15 protein-coding genes and 4 tRNA genes are annotated in these 19934 nt (G+C 67.0%); all 19 read left to right on the plus strand.

From position 1 onward, the window contains the following. Positions 1-64: 64 nt before the first annotated feature. Complete coding sequence (locus Strain318_RS03280) at positions 65-1384, plus strand: carboxypeptidase regulatory-like domain-containing protein (protein ID WP_367887105.1); 1320 nt, start codon at positions 65-67, stop codon at positions 1382-1384. 171 nt (positions 1385-1555) lie between these two features. Continuing rightward, positions 1556-2863: a carboxypeptidase-like regulatory domain-containing protein gene (locus Strain318_RS03285; RefSeq protein ID WP_367887106.1), complete on the plus strand. Its 1308-nt coding sequence runs from the start codon at positions 1556-1558 to the stop codon at positions 2861-2863. Between the two features lie 282 nt (positions 2864-3145). Further along, the gene (locus Strain318_RS03290) at positions 3146-3547 is read left to right on the plus strand and encodes a type III secretion system chaperone family protein (protein WP_367887107.1); all 402 of its coding nucleotides are present in this window, start codon (positions 3146-3148) and stop codon (positions 3545-3547) included. Between the two features lie 2 nt (positions 3548-3549). Then, a complete protein-coding gene (locus Strain318_RS03295) occupies positions 3550-4311 on the plus strand; it encodes a PspA/IM30 family protein (protein ID WP_367887108.1) in 762 nt (253 codons plus the stop codon). 196 nt (positions 4312-4507) lie between these two features. After that, complete coding sequence (locus tag Strain318_RS03300) at positions 4508-5401, plus strand: ATP-binding cassette domain-containing protein (RefSeq protein WP_367887109.1); 894 nt, start codon at positions 4508-4510, stop codon at positions 5399-5401. Between the two features lie 9 nt (positions 5402-5410). Beyond that, a complete protein-coding gene (gene cysS / locus Strain318_RS03305; RefSeq protein ID WP_367887110.1) occupies positions 5411-6823 on the plus strand; it encodes a cysteine--tRNA ligase in 1413 nt (470 codons plus the stop codon). 59 nt (positions 6824-6882) lie between these two features. Further along, positions 6883-6955, plus strand: a tRNA-Thr gene (locus tag Strain318_RS03310). Between the two features lie 30 nt (positions 6956-6985). Then, positions 6986-7068: transfer RNA gene (locus tag Strain318_RS03315), tRNA-Tyr, on the plus strand. 39 nt (positions 7069-7107) lie between these two features. After that, a tRNA-Gly gene (locus tag Strain318_RS03320) sits at positions 7108-7180 on the plus strand. A gap of 32 nt (positions 7181-7212) precedes the next feature. Continuing rightward, positions 7213-7285, plus strand: a tRNA-Thr gene (locus Strain318_RS03325). Between the two features lie 238 nt (positions 7286-7523). Then, a complete protein-coding gene (gene rpmG / locus Strain318_RS03330) occupies positions 7524-7676 on the plus strand; it encodes a 50S ribosomal protein L33 (RefSeq protein WP_367887111.1) in 153 nt (50 codons plus the stop codon). Then, positions 7677-7910 (plus strand): preprotein translocase subunit SecE, encoded by a 234-nt coding sequence (gene secE, locus Strain318_RS03335; protein WP_367887112.1) that lies wholly within the window; start codon positions 7677-7679, stop codon positions 7908-7910. Positions 7911-7912: 2 nt separating this feature from the next. Beyond that, on the plus strand, positions 7913-8458 hold the full coding sequence (gene nusG / locus Strain318_RS03340) for a transcription termination/antitermination protein NusG (RefSeq protein WP_367887113.1): 546 nt from the start codon (positions 7913-7915) through the stop codon (positions 8456-8458). Between the two features lie 249 nt (positions 8459-8707). Beyond that, positions 8708-9130, plus strand: a complete 423-nt coding sequence (rplK, locus tag Strain318_RS03345) for a 50S ribosomal protein L11 (RefSeq protein ID WP_367887114.1) — start codon at positions 8708-8710, stop codon at positions 9128-9130. Next, entirely contained in the window at positions 9127-9816 is a 690-nt protein-coding gene (gene rplA, locus Strain318_RS03350) for a 50S ribosomal protein L1 (protein WP_367887115.1), read from the plus strand. The genes rplK and rplA overlap by 4 nt, the downstream gene beginning before the upstream one ends. Before the next feature lie 7 nt (positions 9817-9823). After that, a complete protein-coding gene (gene rplJ / locus Strain318_RS03355; protein WP_367887116.1) occupies positions 9824-10309 on the plus strand; it encodes a 50S ribosomal protein L10 in 486 nt (161 codons plus the stop codon). Between the two features lie 72 nt (positions 10310-10381). Next, positions 10382-10774 carry a 50S ribosomal protein L7/L12 gene (gene rplL, locus Strain318_RS03360; RefSeq protein ID WP_367887117.1) on the plus strand — a complete coding sequence of 131 codons (393 nt, stop codon included), beginning with the start codon at positions 10382-10384 and terminating at the stop codon, positions 10772-10774. Between the two features lie 196 nt (positions 10775-10970). Further along, positions 10971-15539, plus strand: coding sequence for a DNA-directed RNA polymerase subunit beta (rpoB, locus tag Strain318_RS03365; RefSeq protein WP_367887118.1), 4569 nt, complete (start codon positions 10971-10973; stop codon positions 15537-15539). 3 nt (positions 15540-15542) lie between these two features. Next, positions 15543-19904 carry a DNA-directed RNA polymerase subunit beta' gene (rpoC, locus tag Strain318_RS03370; RefSeq protein ID WP_367887119.1) on the plus strand — a complete coding sequence of 1454 codons (4362 nt, stop codon included), beginning with the start codon at positions 15543-15545 and terminating at the stop codon, positions 19902-19904. The last annotated feature ends 30 nt before the right edge of the window (positions 19905-19934 follow it).

Here is a 19934-nt window from a genome sequence, read left to right on the forward strand (position 1 = left end):
CGGTCCTGTGACGTCTGCCCCCCATCTCCCCCAACTCCATATCTCCACCTCCGCCCCTGTCCCCGTGCGACGTTTCTCACTCCTCGCAGCGCTGTGCATCGGCGGCACGCTGCCTCCTCTCGTTCCGCTGGCAGCGCAGGCGACACTCCGCGGGGTCCTGGTCGATTCGCTGCGCACCGGCGGCCCCGTCGAAGGCGCGTCCGTTGTGCTCATGGGCGCCAATCGTCGTGTGACGACGGAGCGCGGCGGGCGATTCGAGTTCACGGATCTGCCTGCGGGCCAGTACACCGTCGCCTACTGGGCGCCGTGGCTGGACTCGCTCGGATTGCCGGCGCTGCAGCGGCAGGTCCAACTGCGCGGGTCGCGAACGGAGTCGATCACGCTCTCGACACCGTCGCGTGCGACGGTGCAGCGCGCCGTCTGCGGCGATGTGCTCTCCGACGAGCAGGGCATCCTCATCGGTGAGGTACGCGATGGGGAGGGGAACCCGGGAGCGGGGATCGGCGTGTACGCCCGTTGGCTGGAGACGGTCATCCAAGGCAACGAGGTGGCGCAGGGGACGATGGCGGCGACCGATACCGCGTCGGCGGCGGGCAGTTTCGTGCTCTGCGGTGTCCCGCTCGACGCCGAGTTTACGCTCCGCGCTGTTGGACGCGACGGCGTCGGAAGCGGCGAGCTCCTCGTGAAGGCCAGCGGCTCGATTGCGCGGCGCGACATCGTCGTCGGTGCGCCGGGCGCCACCCTGCGCGTGATCGGGCGCGTCGTGAAGCAGAATGGCGATCCGATTCCCGACGCCACGGTCCTCGTCGCCGGCGACAGCAGCGTTGCCGTCCGCAGCGACAGCTCGGGGCGATTCGCCATCCCGGCGATGGCGCGCCGCTCGAGCCAACTCGTCGTGCGTTCCCTGGGCTACGTGCCCGTGGTGCGCGCCATCGACCCGTTCGACGCCGAGCTCGATCTCGATGAGATCGCGTTGGAGGTCGCGCCCCGCGAACTCGCGACCGTGACCGTCACCGGCCAGGCGATGACGGCGTCCCAGGCCCAATTCGAGACGCGCCGCGCGCGGGCCTCCGGCGGTGTGTTCGTCGACGAAGGCGAGCTCAGCAAGCTCGGCATGCCAAACGCGTCGAACGTCGCGACCTTCAACCCGCGCGTCGCCGTGCAGCAGACACGTCAGGGCCCAATGATGATGATGCGCCGCGGCAGCGAGTTCTGCCGCCCGCGATTTTTCATCGACGGCTACGACTTCCGCGACATCACCGCGGATGAGGAGAACAGCTTCCTCCGCGTCGCGAAACGCATCGAGATGTATACGGCGAACAATGCGCCGCAGCAGTTCAATGATTTCAATGGGTGTGGGTCCATTGTTATATGGACGTACTGAGACCGGCTGGGAGAGGGGAGAGGGAGGTAGGGGCGGGGGTGGGACGACGGGAGACGGAAGAGGGGAGACGCGGGGCAGACGTCTCACGAACGTTTGACGTCTCCCCCCCCGTCTCTCCCATTCCCCTCTCTCCATCTCCGCCCGTACCGCCCTCTCCCCTCTCCCAGTCCGATGCGCCTCCTGATCCTTGCACTCCTGATGCTCTCATCCACGGCCGCGCACGCTCAGGGCTCGATCCGCGGTGTGCTGCTCGACTCGCTGCGCGCGATGGGACCGCTCGCCGGCGCGGACGTGGTGCTCATGCCCGGTGGTCGCCGCGCACGGACGGACGACCGCGGGCGCTTTGCCTTCGATGACGTCCCGGCAGGCGCGTATCGCGTCACCTATGCGGCACTGTGGCTGGATTCCGTCGGCGTCGCACCGGCGTCGGCTGGACTGGACGTGGGTACGCGCGGCAGCGCCGCCGTCACGGTCCTCACAGGCACGCGCGCTGCGTTGGCGCTGCAGCGCTGCGGCGGTGCAATGGACGTCGGGCGTGGGCTCGTGGTCGGCGAGCTGCGTGACGTCTCGGCGGTGCCGCTCGCGGGCGCCATCGTCGTCGCGCGCTGGTCTGAGCTGGTGGTTGGCGGCGCACCGGACGCCGATCCGCAGGAGTATGCCGCCGTCGACACCACTGGCGCAGACGGTCGCTACGCGCTCTGCGGCATGCCCGACAACGCCGAGGTCGTGGTCGGGGCTCGGCATCCCGACGGGCGCAGCACGGGAGCCGTCGTCCTGGTGGTGAACCCCGGCGTCTTGGCCCATGACCTCGTGATCGGTGCGCCGTCGCGGGTCGTCCGGCTGCGAGGGCGCGTCACGAACGGCAATGGCGCACCGGTCACGCGCGCCGAGATCCTGGCATCGGCGTCGAGGTCTGGCGTCCAACGCACGGACTCCACCGGACGCTTCGAGCTGCAGCTCGAGGAGGGCAGCCGCCAGGTCGTCATCCGTGCGCTCGGCTTCCAGCCGCGACTGCTCGACGTGCGCGCCGGCGAGTCGATGACGGAGATCGGCGACGTCGCGCTGCAGCCCGCGTCCGCGGTCCTCGACACGATGGTCATTCGCGCCGCCCCGCTGACGGTGCAGGAACTCGAGTTCGAGCAGCGCCGCCGAACGCAGATCGGTGCCTTCCTCGACGAACAGACCCTTCGGAAGTTGCCGCGTGCGACCGTGAATGCCGTGGCCGGCATGTCGGCGCCGTGGGTGCGCGCGGCCAACGGGCGGCTCCTCTTCCGCGGTCTCGCCAGCATCTACGGCGGCGTGGAATGCAAGCCGCGCCTCTTCGTGGACGGCAGCGACTGGGGGAACCGCACGCCGGACAACGAGATCGAGTCGCTGCTGCAGTTCGCGCGTCGCATCGAGATGTATCGGGCGGCGAATGCGCCGCCGGAGTTCAACGACTTCGACGGATGCGGATCACTGGTGCTTTGGATCATCTGAGCGACTGCAGGACGACGGGAGACGGAGGTACGGGCGGGGGGTGAGATGCGGGAATGCGGGAGACGGGGGGGAGACGCCGGACGTTCGTGAGACGTCTGCCCCCCATCTCCCCCATTCCCCTCTCTCCATCTCCGCCCGTACCCTCGTCTCCCTTCTCCCACGTGTGAGCACTCCGATGCCGGAGCACGGGCGACGGCCCTTCCGAAGTCCCGTCACTCAGTGAAACTTTCCGACACACCCCGCCCGTACCGGGGGTGAATGCTCACCCCTGGGGACCCACGCATGGTCACGCCCGAAATCCTTGATGGCTTCCTCGGCCGCCTCGCCTCCGAAGGCGTTACGTACGAGGAAATCGAACCCGGCCTCTGGAAGGTGCATCCCGGTGGTGCCCTCGACCTCACGGTCGTCGTCCATCACTCGCCGCCGGTCGTCGTGCTGCGCGTGAAGGTGATGGAGCTCCCGAAGAACGGCCACGCCGACAAGCTCTGCCGCCGGCTCCTCGAGCTCAACGCCACCGACCTGCTCCACGGCTCCTATGGCATCCAGGGCGACGAGGTCGTCCTCACCGAGGCGCTCGAGCTCTCCCACCTCGATTACGAGGAGTTCCTCGCCTCGTTCGAAAGCATCACGCTCTCGCTCGCCGGCCATCTCCGCGAGCTCGCCACTTTCCGTGAGGCCCGCTGATCATGGGCATCTTTGACCGCCTCGCCACGCTGCTGAAGTCGAACATCAACGACCTGATCTCGCGCGCCGAGAATCCGGAGAAGATGCTCGACCAGATCGTCGTGGACATGCAGAACCAACTCGCCCGCGCCAAGCAACAGGTCGCGGCGGCGATCGCCGACGAGAAGCGCCTCAAGGACCAGTTCGAGGCGGAGTACAAGCAGTCGCAGGATTGGGAGGCGAAGGCGATGCTCGCGGTCAAGGAAGGCCGCGACGATCTCGCCAAGCAGGCCCTCGTGCGGCAGCAGGAGCACTATGAGCACGCGACCACCCTCGAGTCGACGTGGCAGGCGCACGTGCTCGAGACCGAGAAGCTCAAGAACTCGCTGCGTGACCTGAACGACAAGATCCAGGAAGCCAAGCGCAAGAAGAACCTCCTCCTCGCCCGCCAGCGCCGTGCGCAGGCGCAGGCGAAGATCCAGGAGACGATGTCGTCGATGAGCGAGAAGAGCGCCTTCGAGGCCTTCGCGCGCATGGAAGAGAAAATCGATCAGAACGAGCGCATGCTGAAGGCGAGCACCGAGATCGACGAGGAGTTCTCGGGCGATCGCCTCGCCGGCGACTTCAAGCGCCTCGAGAAGGCGGTCGGCTCGGCGACGGCGGACCAGCAGCTGCTGGCGCTCAAGCAGAAGATGGGCCTGCTCGGACCGGGTGCGTCCGGTGGACCGGCGAAGCAGATCGGTGCCGGCGACACGGTCGACGCCGAGATCGACGAGAAGAAGTAGTCGTCGCGAGTTCGACGGCACGACGGCGTACCGCACCAGGCGCGGTACGCCGTCGTCGTCAATAGGCGGGCGCGATGAAGCCGCGCCGACGCTTCAGCGTGTACTGCGCGCGCGAGAGGGCGCCCTGCGCTCGATTGTGCGGCTCGGCGCGGAACCGATACCACGCGTCACGGGCCGCACCGCTACCGTAGCCGCCATGCGAGCGACGCCCCTCCTCGAGTTCCGCCAAGTCACGCGCCGCTGGCGCACCGGCGTGCTCGGCACGAACACCGACATCCTTGCGGTCTCGCATGCGTCGTTGACGCTGCACGCGGGCGAGGTGATGGCCATCACGGGGGCTGGAGGAGCGGGCAAGAGCACGCTGCTGCTGCTCGCGGCCGGCAGCGTGCGGCCCAGCGCCGGCGAGATCCGGTGGAATGGCGTCGGCGACCACCGCCCGCTGCGTCCGCAGCTCATCAAGGCGCGGCCCTGGGAGTACCACTTCCTCACGGTGCGCCAGGCGATCGCCTTCCACGCCGACGTGCTCGCGCTCGCGGACGATTCGATCCCCGCGCCGTCGCGGCTCCTGCCGCTCATGCATCGCGTCGGGCTCTACGGCATGTCGCGCGTGCGGCTCGGCGCGTTGACGCCGCTGGACCAGTTCCGCGTGGTCGTCGCGCAGGCGCTGCTCGCGCAGCCACGCCTGCTCTGCTGCGACGAGCCGTTCGCCTACCTCGGGCCGGCCGATCGCACGGTGGCGATGTCGTTGCTGCGCTCGATCGCCGCGGGCGGTGTCGGCGTGATCGTCGCGGGACGCGACGGCGATGCCTGCGGCGGGCAAGGCGTGGCCGACAAGGTCCTGCGCTTGGTGGCCGGCCGCGTGGACGGACTCGCGAGGCCGCGCCGGAACGTGCTGGAGTTGGCGGTCCCGAGCCCCGACGATGCGATGCGGCGCCTGCTGCCGCAGCTGCCGAGCCTCGCTCGACGCGGTCGTCGGCTGCGCGTGCCCTTGGGCGCCGGTACCTCGCCCGAGTCGGTGCTCGCACTCTGCCGCGACGTGGGGGTCGCGGTGCGCGCCTCGCGCGTAGCCGAGGAACTGGTGCCCCGATAGGTTTCTGCCATGCCGGAGTTCCGCCTCTACAACACGATGACCCGCGAGGTCGCCCCGTTCGCGCCGGCGGACGGCGAGACCGTGCGCCTCTACACCTGCGGGCCGACCGTCTACAATCCGGCCCACCTCGGCAACTTCCGCACGTTCCTGTTCGAGGACCTGATGCGGCGGACGATCCGCCTGCGCGGCTGGAAGATCGAGCAGGTGATGAACCTGACCGACGTCGACGACAAGATCATCAAGCGCGCGACGGAGCAGGGAAAGACCATCGGCGAAGTGACGGACCCGATCGTCGAGATCTTCCATGCCGACCGCAAGTACCTGCGCATCGAGGATGCGGAGCATTATCCGCGTGCGACGGCGTACATCCCGCAGATGATCGCGCTGGTCGAGCGCTTGATCGCAAACGGCGTGGCGTACGTGGCCGAGGACAAGTCGGTGTATTTCGCGATCGACAAGTTCGCGGGCTACGGCAAGCTCTCGCGGCTCGACACGCGCGAGATCCAGAGCGGCGCGCGCGTGGCGCAGGACGACTACTCGAAGGAGAACGCCCAGGACTTCGCGCTGTGGAAGTCGGCGAAGCCGGAGGACGAGGCCTGCGGCGCGGCCTGGGATTCGCCGTGGGGCCGCGGACGGCCCGGCTGGCACCTCGAGTGCTCGGCGATGGCGATGAGCATCCTCGGCGAGACGCTGGACCTGCACTGCGGCGGCATCGACTTGGTGTTCCCGCACCACGAGGACGAGATCGCCCAGAGCGAGGCGGCGACGGGCAAGGAGTTCGCGCGCTGCTGGTGCCATGGCGAGTTCCTGCTGACGGACGGCGCGAAGATGGCGAAGCGCGTGGGCAACGTGCAGAACGTCGCGGGACTGCAGGAGGCGGGCATCAGCGGCGCGGCGGTGCGGCACTTCGTGTTCAGCACGCACTACCGCAAGCAGCTCAACCTGAGCGGCGATGCGCTCGAGGGCAGCATGGAAGCGGTGCGTCGCATCGGCGATTTCGCCGAGCGGCTGCAGGCGGCGAAGGGCGGCACGCGCGGGCTGGAGGACGCGGCGGACCGGCTGGAGACGGCGGTGCGCACGGCGCTGTTCGACGACTTGAATGCGCCGGAGGCGATGGCGGCGCTCTTTGAGTTCATCCGTGCGGCCAACAAGGAACTCGACACCGGTGGCACCGACGTGGCGGCGCTGCGGCGTGCGCGTGAGGTGTTCCGGATGGTCGACGGCGTGCTCGACTTGGTCCCCGGCGCCGCGGCGGTCGATACGGAGCTCGCCGAGTGGGTGGAGGCGCAGATCGCGGCGCGGAAGGACGCGCGGAGTCGGCGGGACTTCGCAGCGGCTGACGCGATCCGTGCGGCGCTCGATGCGCGGGGGATCGTGATCGAGGACGGGCCGCAGGGCACCAAGTGGAAGAAGAGTCGCTAGCTCTTCCTTCCTCGCGCTTCGCTCCTTATTTTTCCCGGTCTGCGCTGGATGCAGGGTTCGCTGACGTAGCTCAGCTGGTAGAGCACCCGATTTGTAATCGGGCGGTCGCGAGTTCGATCCTCGCCGTCAGCTTCGCGGCTTTCGGTGGTCGCGCGGGAATCGGGTGGGGTACCCAAGTGGCCAACGGGAGCAGACTGTAAATCTGCCGGCTTATGCCTTCGAAGGTTCGAATCCTTCCCCCACCATACTGCAGATGTAAGATGTGAGATGTAAGACGGAAGAGTGCGGGAGTAGCTCAGCTGGTAGAGCGCAAGCCTTCCAAGCTTGATGTCGCGGGTTCGAGCCCCGTCTCCCGCTCTGAAGCTCTAAGCTGGACGCTGGAAGTGGTTGCACGCGTAGCTCAGTCGGTAGAGCACACCCTTGGTAAGGGTGAGGTCACCGGTTCAATCCCGGTCGCGTGCTTGTGGCAGGTGAGAGGATGGATGGAGCATGGGGTGCCTCGGGCTTGGCTCGGGGCACCCCTTTTGGCTTCTGTTCGGTATCCGCGGCAGCTCACAAATCGCTGCTGGCTCGGGACTTGCACACGGGTCGGGCGGGGTCTACGTTTCAAGGCTCGCCGCCATGCGCCCAAGTCCGGGGGCAGGGTGGCCTGTCGCGTCCCTGCGGGGATGCGTGTAACCGCCTGACCTGAGAGTGACTTATGCCGCGCGACAAGATCATCCTCGCGTGCAGTGAGTGCAAGAACCGCAACTACTTCACCACGAAGAACAAGCGCCTGCATCCGGAGCGCGTCGAGTGGAAGAAGTACTGCCCGCGCTGCAACAAGCACATGCTCCATAAGGAGACGAAGTAAGTGGCCGGCGTGTCCGTGGAGGTGCGCGGCTCGTTCGTGACGCGCGTCGTGACCTTCTGGAACGACGTGGTCGCGGAGATGCGCAAGGTGACGTGGCCGGAGCGCCCGACGATCGTCCAGATGTCCCTGGGCGTGATCGCCGTGTCGCTGTTCGTCGGCGGCGTGATCTGGCTGCTCGACCTGATCCTGCAGGGCGTGCTGGTGCGCGGCATTCCTGCGCTCTTCGGAGCGTAAGCGTGACGCATCGCTGGTACGCGGTCCAGACGACCTCCGGGCACGAGAACAAGGTGCGCACGCTGATCCAGCGGAAGATCGACGCGGATCCGGCGGCGGCCGAGGAGCGGCGCATCCGGCAGGCGCTGGTCCCGACCGAGCAGGTGGTCGAGATCAAGAACGGCAAGAAGGTGACCGTGGATCGCAAGGTCTACCCGGGCTACGTGCTCGTGGAGATGGCGATCTCGGAGGAGACGCTGCACACGATCAACGCCATCCAGGGCGTGATCAAGTTCGTCGGGACGAAGGACCGCGAACCGCAGCCGCTCCGTGACGACGAGGTGAAGCGACTGCTGGGCATCGCGGTCGAAGAGGAAGTGGCCGCCCCGAAGGAGGAGATTCCGTTCCTCGTCGGTCAGGCGGTGGCGATCACGGACGGGCCGTTCTCGGATTTCAACGGGACGGTGGAGGACGTGATGGCGGATAAGGGGAAGGTGCGGGTCAGCGTGTCGTTGTTCGGGCGGCCCACCTCGGTGGAGCTCGACTATCTGCAGCTGAAGGCGCACTAGAACTGCAGTAGGGAGTTGGAAGTCGTGAGTTGGAAGTCTCCCTACTCACAACTCCCGACTCGTAACTGCAGTTGGCAGTGTGTAGATGCCCTTGCGCGGGGCAGATGGCTGAGGTCACAGTCGCCATCGAGGAGCGCCCAGACGGACCACCACACCGTCTTTAAACAGCAACGTGGGAGTCAGCGTGCCTCGCCAGCCCCGTCGTAGGGACGGCGCCCGGGCCCGCTTCACGTTTTCCCAGAGGGAGAGATGGCCAAGAAGGTCACCGGTTTCGTCAAGCTGCAGATTCCTGCAGGCAAGGCGAATCCGGCCCCGCCGGTCGGTACGGCTCTCGGTCCGCAGGGCATCAACATCATGGCCTTTTGCAAGGAGTTCAATGCAAAGACACAGGGCCAGGATTCGATCCTGCCGGTTGAGATCACGATTTATGCCGACAAGTCCTTCACCTTCATCCTGAAGACGCCGCCTGCGGCGTTCCTCGTGAAGAAGGAAGCTGGTATCGAGAAGGGCTCGGGTCAGCCGAACCGCAACAAGGTCGGCTCGATCACCAAGGCGCAGGTCCGGAAGATCGCCGAACTCAAGATGCCCGACCTCAACACCGACAACCTGGAGTCCGCGATGGCGATGGTCGCCGGGGCGGCCCGGTCGATGGGCGTGGAGGTGAAGGGATGAAGACGCACGGCAAGAAGTATCGCGCCGCCGCGGAGAAGATCCAGGCGGGCACGCTGCACACCCCGAAGGCGGCCCTCGAGGCCGTCAAGACCGCCGCGTTCGCGAAGTTCGACGAGACCGTCGAAGTCGCGGTGCGCCTGGGCGTCGATCCCCGCCACGCGGACCAGGTGGTCCGTGGCACGGTGGTCCTCCCGGCGGGCACGGGCAAGACGGTCCGCGTGTGCGTGATCGCGGTCGGCGACAAGGCGAAGGAAGCCGAGGCCGCCGGCGCCGACTTCGTCGGCACGGAGTTCATCCAGAAGATCAAGGACGGCTGGACGGACTTCGACGTGATGATCGCGACGCCGGACCAGATGGGCCAGGTCGGTCAGCTGGGGCGCGTGCTCGGTCCCCGTGGCCTCATGCCGAACCCGAAGGCCGGCACCGTGACGTTCAACGTCGCGCAGGCCGTGAAGGAAACCAAGGCGGGCAAGATCGAGTTCCGTGTCGACAAGGCGGGCAACGTCCAGGCCGCGATCGGCAAGGTCTCGTTCGGGCTCGAGGCCCTGGAAACGAACTTCGGCGCGTTCATGGAGCAGATCGTCCGCTCCAAGCCCGCGGCCTCGAAGGGCGTGTATGTGAAGACCGTCGCCGTCAGCTCCACGATGGGGCCTGGCGTGCGCATCGATACCACCCCGTACCGGTAATCCCACGATGAAGCGATCCGACAAGGACCAGCTCGTCGCCGAGCTGAAGGGCAAGCTCGAGGGCGCCGCTGCGGTCTACTATACCGACTTCACCGGCTTGAACGTGAAGTCCATGACGAACCTCCGCCGCCGTTTCCGCAAGGCCGGCGTGGAGTACGTCGTCATCAAGAACACCCTCGCGCTGCGCGCGGTGAACGAGGCGGGGCTGACGGGCCAGACGCTGAAGGGCCCGACGGGCGTCGTGGTGGCGAAGGACGCCATCGCCGCGGCCAAGCTCCTGTCCGACTTCGCGAAGGAGAACGACGCCAAGCCGTCCATCAAGGGCGGCCTCTGGGAAGGGAAGGTGGTGGACGAGGCGACGGTCAAGAAGCTCGCCTCGATGCCGACCCGCGACGAGGCGCTGTCGATCCTCGTCGGCACGTTCAACAGCGTGCTCATGATGTTCGCTTTGGCCCTCGAGGCCAAGAAGACGCAGCTCGAAGGTTCGAACTGATATCCCCCAGGCGTCTGCCTGATCACACACGCCCCAGGATCACCTGGGGGAACACTCTGGAGAATTACCAAAATGGCTAACGCGACCCTTTCCAAGGACGAGATCCTCGAAGCGATCGGCAACATGTCGGTCATCGAGCTCACCGACCTGATCGAGGCGTTCAAGACGAAGTTCAACGTCACCATCGCGGCCGTGGCCGCGGGCGCGCCGGCTGCCGGCGGCGCGGGTGCCGGCGGTGCCGCCGCCGAAGAGAAGACCGAGTTCGACGTCGTGCTCAAGGACGCGGGCGCGAAGAAGATCCAGGTCATCAAGGTGGTGCGCGAGCTCACCGGCCTTGGCCTCAAGGAAGCCAAGGACATGGTGGACGGCGCCCCGCAGACGCTGAAGGCCGGCGTCTCGAAGGACGAAGCCGCGCAGATCAAGGCCAAGCTCGAGGCCGAAGGCGCCGCGGTCGAGGTCAAGTAAGGCGGATGGGTTTCCGGTCCGGGCGCGCGGGATTCCCGCCGCCCGGCCCGCGACTCACTCCCTCTTACTCGGCCTTGCGATGCACCTGACGTACCTCTCGCTCAACATCTGAAGCTCCTTTCGCCTCGCCCCGTCCGGTGCCACCGGACGGAGGCGGGGCGGTTTTCGCCTGTAAACGGGCACAGCCCGGGTCGACATGATCACGCAGATCTCCTTCGGAAAGCTCGAGCACGGCATGCAGATGCCGCACCTGCTCGACATCCAGACGCAGGCCTTCCAGTCGCTCCTCCAGCTCGACGCCGCGAAGCACGGTCGCGAAGACGTCGGCTTGGAGCGCGTCTTCAAGGATCTCTTCCCCATCACCGACGTCCACGAGAACTTCTCGCTGGACTTCAAGCGCTACACCCTCGGCGAGCCCAAGTACGCCGTCGAGGAGTGCATCGAGCGCGACATGACCTACTCGGCGCCGCTCAAGGCGACGCTGGTGCTGACGGTCTATGAGGAGAACCCGGTCGACGGGAAGAAGCGCCTCAAGAACCAGATCGAGAAGGAAGTCTACCTCGGCGAGCTCCCGCTGCTCACGCCGGTCGGCACCTTCGTGATCAACGGCGCCGAGCGCGTGATCGTCTCGCAGCTGCACCGCTCGCCGGGCGTGGTCTTCGAGGAGAGCACGCACCCGAACGGGCAGCGCCTGATCTCGTCGCGGATCATCCCGTTCCGCGGCTCGTGGGTGGAGTTCACCGTGGACATCCACGACGTGATCTACGTCCACATCGACAAGAAGAAGAAGTTCCCCGCGACGGCGCTGCTGCGCGCGTTCGGCTACGGCACGAACGCCGACATCTACCGCCTGTTCTTCGGCGTGCGTGAGCTCGACCTCACGAAGCGCAAGGAAGGCCGTGACCGCGAGATCATCGGCGCGATCATCGCCGAGGACATCGAGCTCGCCGGCGAGGCGACCCCCGAGGACGCGCCGAAGCTCAAGACCAAGAAGGCCCGCGCCGAGCGCGAGCGCAACGAGAACGTGCTGCTCGTCAAGCAGGGCGACGAGCTCACGGAAGAGGTGTACAACCGCCTCCGCCGCCTGAAGATCGACAAGATCCAGGTGTTCGCGTCGTACCAGCAGGTCGACCTCGGCGAAGAGCTCGATGCCTTCGAGAGCGGCGACCGCACGCAGGCGCGCACGATCGCCCTCGACGTGGTCGACCCGGCGACGGGCGAGGTCGTGGCCGAGACCGGCCAGTCGCTCAACGTCACGATGGTCCGCAAGCTGCGGAAGCTGGACCTGCACAAGGTCTCCTGCTTCGCCGCCTCGGGCCGCGCCGAGAGCGCGCTGATCAAGAACACCCTGGCCAAGGACCCGACGAAGTCGGAGGACGAGGCCCTCAAGCAGATCTACTCGCTGCTCCGTCCGGGCGACGCCCCGAACAAGGAGACGGCGAAGCAGGCGCTCGAGCGCCTGTTCTTCTCGCCGAAGCGCTACGACCTCGGCCGCGTGGGCCGCTACAAGATCAACCAGCGCCTGCACCTCGCCACGCCGGCGAGCCAGACGGTGCTCGACACGAACGACTTCGTGGCGATCATCCGCTACCTGGTCGAGCTGCAGCAGGGCCGCGGCCACGTGGACGACATCGACCACCTGGGCAACCGCCGCATCCGCTCGGTGGGCGAGCTGATCGCCAACCAGTTCTCCGTCGGCCTCTCGCGCATGGCGCGCCTGGTCAAGGAGCGCATGAGCATCAACCAGGACAGCGAGAAGATCTCGCTCGACGACCTCGTGAACGCGCGCACCGTCTCGGCGGTGATCCAGGCGTTCTTCGGTTCGTCGCAGCTCTCGCAGTTCATGGACCAGACGAACCCGCTGGCCGAGCTCACGAACAAGCGTCGTCTCTCGGCCCTCGGCCCGGGCGGCCTGACCCGCGAGCGCGCCGGCTTCGAAGTCCGCGACGTGCACTACAGCCAGTACGGCCGCATGTGCCCGATCGAAACGCCGGAAGGTCCGAACATCGGCCTCATCACCTCGCTGGCGACCTTCGCCCGCGTGAACGATCTCGGCTTCGTGGAGACGCCGTACATCGTCGTGAAGAACGGCAAGGTGACGAAGGAGATCGCCTGGCTGGACGCGAACCGCGAAGAGGATGCGGTGATCGCCCAGGCCAACGCGCGCCTCAACGAGGACGGCTCGTTCGCCGAAGACCTCGTGCTCTGCCGTCAGCAGGGCGACGTGCCGCTGATGCCGCCGAGCCGGATCGACTACATGGACGTGGCGCCGGAGCAGCTGGTGTCGATCGCCGCGGCCCTGATCCCGTTCCTCGAGCACGACGACGCGAACCGCGCGCTGATGGGCTCGAACATGCAGCGCCAGGCGGTGCCGCTCCTCAACCCGCAGACGCCGCTGGTGGGCACGGGCCTCGAGGAGAAGGTGGCCGTGGACTCGGGCGCGGTGGTGATCGCCAAGCGCGCCGGCACGGTGACGCGCGTGACGGCCGACGAGATCATCGTCGACGCCGGCACGAAGGGCAAGGAAGCCGACGAGCCGCTCAAGCGCCTCGCCGCGCAGGATCGCTACAAGCTCCGCAAGTACCGCCGCACCAACCAGGACACGGCGCTGAACCAGCGCCCGCTGGTGAAGGTGGGGCAGAAGGTGAAGGCCGGCGAGGTGCTCGCCGACGGCGCCGGCACGCAGTACGGCCAGTTGGCGCTGGGCTCGAACGTGACGGTGGCGTTCATGCCCTGGTACGGGCACAACTTCGAAGACGCGATCGTGTTGAGCGAGCGCCTGGTGAAGGACGACGTGTACTCGTCGATCCACATCCAGGAGCATGAGCTGCACGTCCGCGACACGAAGCGCGGCCAGGAAGAGATCACGCGCGAGATCCCGAACGTCTCGGAAGAGTCCCTCGTGGACCTCGACGAGCGCGGCATCGTGCGCATCGGCGCGCACGTGCGCCCGGGCGACATCCTCGTCGGCAAGATCACGCCGAAGGGCGAGACGGAGCTCTCGCCGGAAGAGAAGCTCCTCACCGCGATCTTCGGCGAGAAGGCGAAGGACGTGAAGGATTCGTCGCTCAAGGTGCCGCCGGGCGTCGAGGGCGTGGTCATCGACGTGAAGATCTTCTCGCGCGTGGAAGACCAGGTGGTCGAGAAGGACCGCGGCGAGCGGATCGGCGAAGTGCGCCGTCTCGAGGGTGAGGAGAAGGTGCGCGTCAACGACGTGCGCGACGAGGAGATCAAGGCGCTGCTCGAGGGCCAGAAGGTGGCGCTCGCGCTGCAGGCCGGTACGGTCGAAGAGGCGATCGCCGCGGGCACCACGCTCACGAGCGACCTGCTCGCGGGCCTGCGTCTCGCGACGCTGGACCTCAAGACGTTCCGCGTCGAGAACAAGAAGGTCAACGAGGAAGTCCGCCGCATCATCGACGCCGCCGACGAAGTGAAGGCGAAGATCGAGGAGCGCGCGGAGATGCGCATCGACCAGATCCTCAAGCCGGACGAACTGCCCCCGGGCGTCATCCAGCTGGTGAAGGTGTACCTGGCCGAGAAGCGCAAGATCTCGGTGGGCGACAAGATGGCCGGCCGTCACGGCAACAAGGGCATCGTGGCGCGCATCGTGCCGGAAGAAGACATGCCGTTCCTGCCGGACGGTCGTCCGGTGGACATCGTGCTGAACCCGCTCGGCGTGCCGTCGCGCATGAACGTGGGCCAGATCCTCGAGACCCACCTCGGGTGGGCGGCGAAGATCCTCGGCTTCTACGCGAAGACGCCGGTGTTCCAGGGCGCGAACGAGCGCGAGATCGGGCTCTGCCTGCGTCTCGCGGGCCTCGAGTGGGTGCGTGGCTCGCTGCAGCTGGAGACCCCGGCGCCGGGCTACACGGCCGACGAGCTCCGGGCGATCCTCTCGGACCTCCGCCCGGCCCAGTCCGAGGCGGACAAGGTCGAGCTGCTGGCCGACGCGAACGTGAACGACCTCAACGGCCGCGGCATGAGCGCGGTCGCGAAGGCGGCGTTCCAGCGCACCTTCGACTACCTCGCCGGTGCGGCGAAGGAGTTGGCGGCGCGTGAGCGCACGGCGACGCAGCATGCCGTCGCGCATCACCAGGCGGAGATCGACGCGGCGGAGACGCCGGCGTCGGCCAAGGCCGAGCTGAAGAAGGCGTTGAAGGAACTCGAGAAGCGCGCGGAGCTGGACGACGCGGGCCTGCTCGAGGCGATGGGGCGTCCGGCGCTGGCCGCGATGCTCGGCAAGAAGAGCGACGCGGATGTGGATGCGGCGTCGCGCGAGCTGATGATTGCGGGCGGCATGAACCCGGGCGGCAAGATCCGCCTGCGCGACGGCCGTACGGGCGAGACGTTCAGCAACCCGGTGACGGTGGGCCAGGTGTACATGCTGAAGCTCAGCCACCTCGTGGACGACAAGATCCACGCGCGCAGCATCGGCCCGTACTCGCTGGTGACGCAGCAGCCGCTGGCCGGCAAGGCCCAGTTCGGCGGCCAGCGCTTCGGCGAGATGGAAGTGTGGGCGCTGGAAGCCTACGGCGCGGCGCACACCCTGCAGGAGATCCTGACGGTCAAGTCGGACGACGTGAGCGGTCGCTCGCGCGTGTACGAGGCGATCGTGAAGGGCCAGAACCTGCCGGAACCGGGCACGCCGGAGTCGTTCAACGTGCTCGTGAAGGAACTGCAGGCGCTGGGCATCCACGTGACGATGGATTCGCACGCTGAAGGTGGGCACCAGGGCATTTCGTCTCCCTTCGGCACTGAGGAGTAAGCCATGATCGATTTCCGTAGCGTCCGCGAGAAGAGCGCGTCGGCGTTCGACTATATCCAGGTCCGCATCGCTTCTCCGGAAGAGATCCGCGGCCCCCGGGACCCCAAGGAGCGCGAGCGGCTGGAGATGGCCGGCCTTCGCTCGTGGTGGTCGTGGGGTGAGGTGACCAAGCCCGAGACGATCAACTACCGCTCGTTCAAGCCCGAGAAGGACGGCTTGTTCTGCGAGAAGATCTTCGGCCCCGTGAAGGACTGGGAGTGCCACTGCGGCAAGTACAAGCGGATCCGCTATCGCGGCGTGATCTGCGACCGTTGCGGCGTGGAAGTGACGCTCTCGAAGGTGCGGCGCGACCGCATGGGCCACATCGAACTGGCCGTGCCGGTGGCGCACATCTGGTTCTTCAAGACCCTGCCCAGCCCGATGGGCAACCTCCTCGACCTCACGCTGCGTGATCTCGAGAAGGTGATCTACTACGCGAACTACGTCGTGATCGATCCGGGCGCGCAGGAGTCGGTCCCTGACGCGACGGAATCCGACAAGTTCGTCCGCGTCGAGCAGAATATGCTGCTCTCCGAGGACCAGTTCCTCTACCTCAAGGCGAAGGCCAAGGAAGACGGCGACAGCGCCTTCAAGGCCGACATCGGTGCGCCGGCGGTGCGCGAGCTCCTGCAGCGCCTCGACATCGACAAGACGGCCGAGGAGCTCCGCGCTTCGGTCGTGACGGAGACGTCGCAGCACAAGAAGAAGGCGCAGCTCAAGCGCCTCAAGATCGTCGACGCGTTCCGCAACTCGGGCGACCACTCCGGCATGCGCAACAAGCCGGAATGGATGATCATGGACGTGGTGCCGGTGATTCCGCCGGACCTCCGTCCCCTTGTGCCATTGGATGGCGGCCGTTTCGCCACGTCGGACCTGAACGACCTCTATCGTCGCGTCATCAACCGCAACAACCGCCTCACCAAGCTCATCTCGCACCGCGCGCCGGAAGTCATCCTGCGCAACGAGAAGCGCATGTTGCAGGAGGCGGTGGACGCGTTGTTCGACAACGGCCGTCGCTCGAAGGCGATCCGCGGCCGCGGCAAGCGTCCGCTCAAGTCGCTGTCCGACATGCTGAAGGGCAAGCAGGGCCGGTTCCGCCAGAACCTGCTCGGCAAGCGCGTGGACTACTCCGGCCGCTCGGTGATCGTGGTGGGCCCGGAGCTCAAGCTGCACCAGTGCGGCCTGCCGAAGGCGATGGCGCTGGAGCTCTTCAAGCCGTTCATCATCCACAAGCTGGTGGAGAAGGGCATCGCGGAGACGGTGAAGCGCGCCAAGAAGATCGTGGAGCGCGAGTCCTCCGAGGTGTTCGAGATCCTCGAAGAGATCATCCGCGACCATCCGGTGCTGCTCAACCGTGCGCCGACGCTGCACCGCCTGGGCATCCAGGCGTTCGAGCCGGTGCTGGTGGAAGGCAAGGCCATCCGCATCCACCCGCTCGTCTGCGCGGCGTTCAACGCCGACTTCGACGGTGACCAGATGGCCGTGCACGTGCCGCTGTCGTACGAGGCGCAGCTCGAGGCGCGCGTGCTGATGCTGTCGAGCAACAACATCCTCAAGCCGTCGGACGGCCGTCCGGTGGCGGAGCCGTCGCAGGACATCGTGCTCGGCTGCTACTTCGCGACCAAGGCGCCGGCGGATTTCGAGGCGCTGCAGAAGGACGCGAAGGCGGCGGCCAAGCTGCGGTCGTTCGGTTCGGCGGCCGAGGTGGAGATGGCGCTGGCCCTGCACCAGATCCACGTGCAGACGCCGGTGCGCTACCTCGCGCGCACGAACGAGGGTGGCAAGGCGTGGACGGTGACGACGGCGGGCCGCGTGCTGTTCGACGGCATCGTGCCGGCGGCGCTGCCGTTCCAGAACCGCGACATGAAGAAGAAGGCGCTGGGTGAACTCGTCTTCGAGTCCTACCGCAAGGCGGGGCTGGCGGAGACGGTGCAGTTCCTCGATCGCCTGAAGGAGTTCGGCTTCCGTAACGCGACCCGCGGTGGCGTGTCGATCGCGATCGAAGACCTCGAGATCCCGGCGGAGAAGGAGACGCTGCTCGAGGAGGCGACGGCGCGCGTCAACCGCTTCCAGAAGGCCTATCAGACGGGCAACATCACGAACGGCGAGCGCTACAACAAGGTGATCGACACCTGGACGCACGCCAACAACGACATCGCGGACGCGATGGTGAAGCGCATGCGCGAGTCGCAGGGCGGCTTCAACCCCGTGTTCATGATGTTCGATTCCGGTTCGCGTGGTAGCCGCGACCAAATCCGCCAGCTGGCCGGCATGCGCGGCCTGATGGCGAAGCCGCAGAAGAAGCTGACGGGCGGCATCGGCGAGATCATCGAGAACCCGATCAAGTCGAACTTCCGTGAAGGCCTCTCGGTGCTCGAGTACTTCTCGTCGACGCACGGTGCCCGCAAGGGCCTGGCCGACACGGCGCTCAAGACGGCCGACGCCGGCTACCTGACGCGTCGTCTCTGCGACGTCGCGCAGGACGTGGTGATCACCGAGGAGGATTGCGGCACGGTGATGGGCCTCGAGATCGGCGCGCTGAAGGAAGGCGAAGACATCATCGAGCCGTTGTCGGAGCGCATTGTCGGCACGGTGGCCGCGGACGACATCGTCGATCCGCAGCTGCTGGACGAGGCGGGTCGCCCGCAGCTGCTCGTCGAGGCCGGCCAGATGATCCTCGAGGAAGCCGCGGCGCAGATCGAGGAGGCGGGCATCGAGACGGTGAAGATCCGTAGCGTGCTCACCTGCGAGGCGAAGCGCGGCCTCTGCCGGATGTGCTACGGCCGCAACCTGGCCACCATGCAGATGGTGGACCTGGGCGAGGCCGTGGGCATCATCTCGGCGCAGTCGATCGGCGAGCCGGGTACGCAGCTCACGCTGCGCACCTTCCACATCGGCGGCACGGCGGCCCGCATCGCGGAGCAGACGGCGCGCAAGTCGAAGGTGGCGGGCGTGGTCGAGTTCGGCGACCGCCTCGTGAAGGTGACGAATCCGGAAGGCCAGGAGATCGTGACCTCGTACGAGGGCGAGCTGTTCATCCGCGCGACGCGGGACAAGCACGCGCCGGTGATGGCGCGCCTGCAGGTCCCGCTCGGTGCCATCCTGACCGTCGAGGACGGCCAGGACGTGAAGAAGGACGATCCGATCTTCACCTGGGACCCGTACACGAACCCGATCATCGCGGACGTGTCCGGTACGCTGAAGTTCGTGGACCTCGTGGAGGACGAGACGATCTCCGAGGAGCTCGACGAGCTCACCGGCCTGCGGCAGACGGTCGTCATCGAAGACCGCGAGAAGAAGCTCCACCCGCACATCGAGATCTGGCAGTCGAAGGGCGGCAAGGAGAAGAAGGTCCGCGACTTCGTGATCCCGGTGGGCGCGCAGCTGATCGTCGAGGACGGGGCGGAGATCGCCGCCGGCCAGACGATCGCGAAGATCAGCCGCGAGGCGTACAAGACGCGCGACATCACGGGCGGCCTGCCGCGCGTGGCCGAGCTCTTCGAGGCCCGCAAGCCGAAGGACCCGGCGACGATCAGCGAGATCGACGGCGTCGTGCGCTTCGGCGACATCAAGCGCGGCAAGCGCGAGATCTTCGTGCACCCGATCGACAGCTCCGGCTCGCTGGACGAGACGCAGCAGCCGCAGCTGTACGAAGTGGCGTCGGGCAAGCACCTCCGCGTGCACGAGGGTGACCGCGTGCGTGCCGGCGACCGCTTGAGCGAAGGGCCGGTGAATCCGCACGACATCCTGCGGATCAAGGGCCCGCGCGCGGTGCAGGAGTACCTGCTGAACGAAGTGCAGGAGGTGTATCGCCTGCAGGGCGTGAAGATCAACGACAAGCACATCGGCGTGATCGTGCGCCAGATGCTGCAGAAGGTGCGCGTCGTGGAGTCGGGGGACACCGAGTTCCTCGAGGGCGAGCATGTCGACAAGGCGGCGTTCCGCGACGCCAACGACAAGGCCAAGAAGAAGAAGCAGCGTGCGGCGACGTCGGAGCCGCTGCTCCTCGGCATCACCAAGGCCTCACTCACCACGCAGTCGTTCATCTCGGCCGCCTCGTTCCAGGAGACGACCCGCGTGCTCACCGATGCCGCGATCCGTGGCGCCAAGGACAACCTCCTCGGCCTCAAGGAGAACATCATCATCGGTCACCTCATCCCGGCCGGTACGGGCATGTACCGCTATTCGGACGTGGATATGGACATCGAGCCGCCGCCGGCGCCGCCGCAGGAGTTCGGTGGCTTCGGCGCCCTGCCGGAGAGCTTCCTGGCGAACCCGGCGGAGGCGGACGCGAGCCTGCTCGCGCCGCTGCCCGACGAGGAGTAAGCGCAGGCGTCGATGGGAGACGGGGGAGAC

Source organism: Pseudogemmatithrix spongiicola, assembly GCF_030623445.1.
In the GTDB taxonomy this organism is placed as follows: Bacteria; Gemmatimonadota; Gemmatimonadetes; order Gemmatimonadales; family Gemmatimonadaceae; genus Pseudogemmatithrix; species Pseudogemmatithrix spongiicola.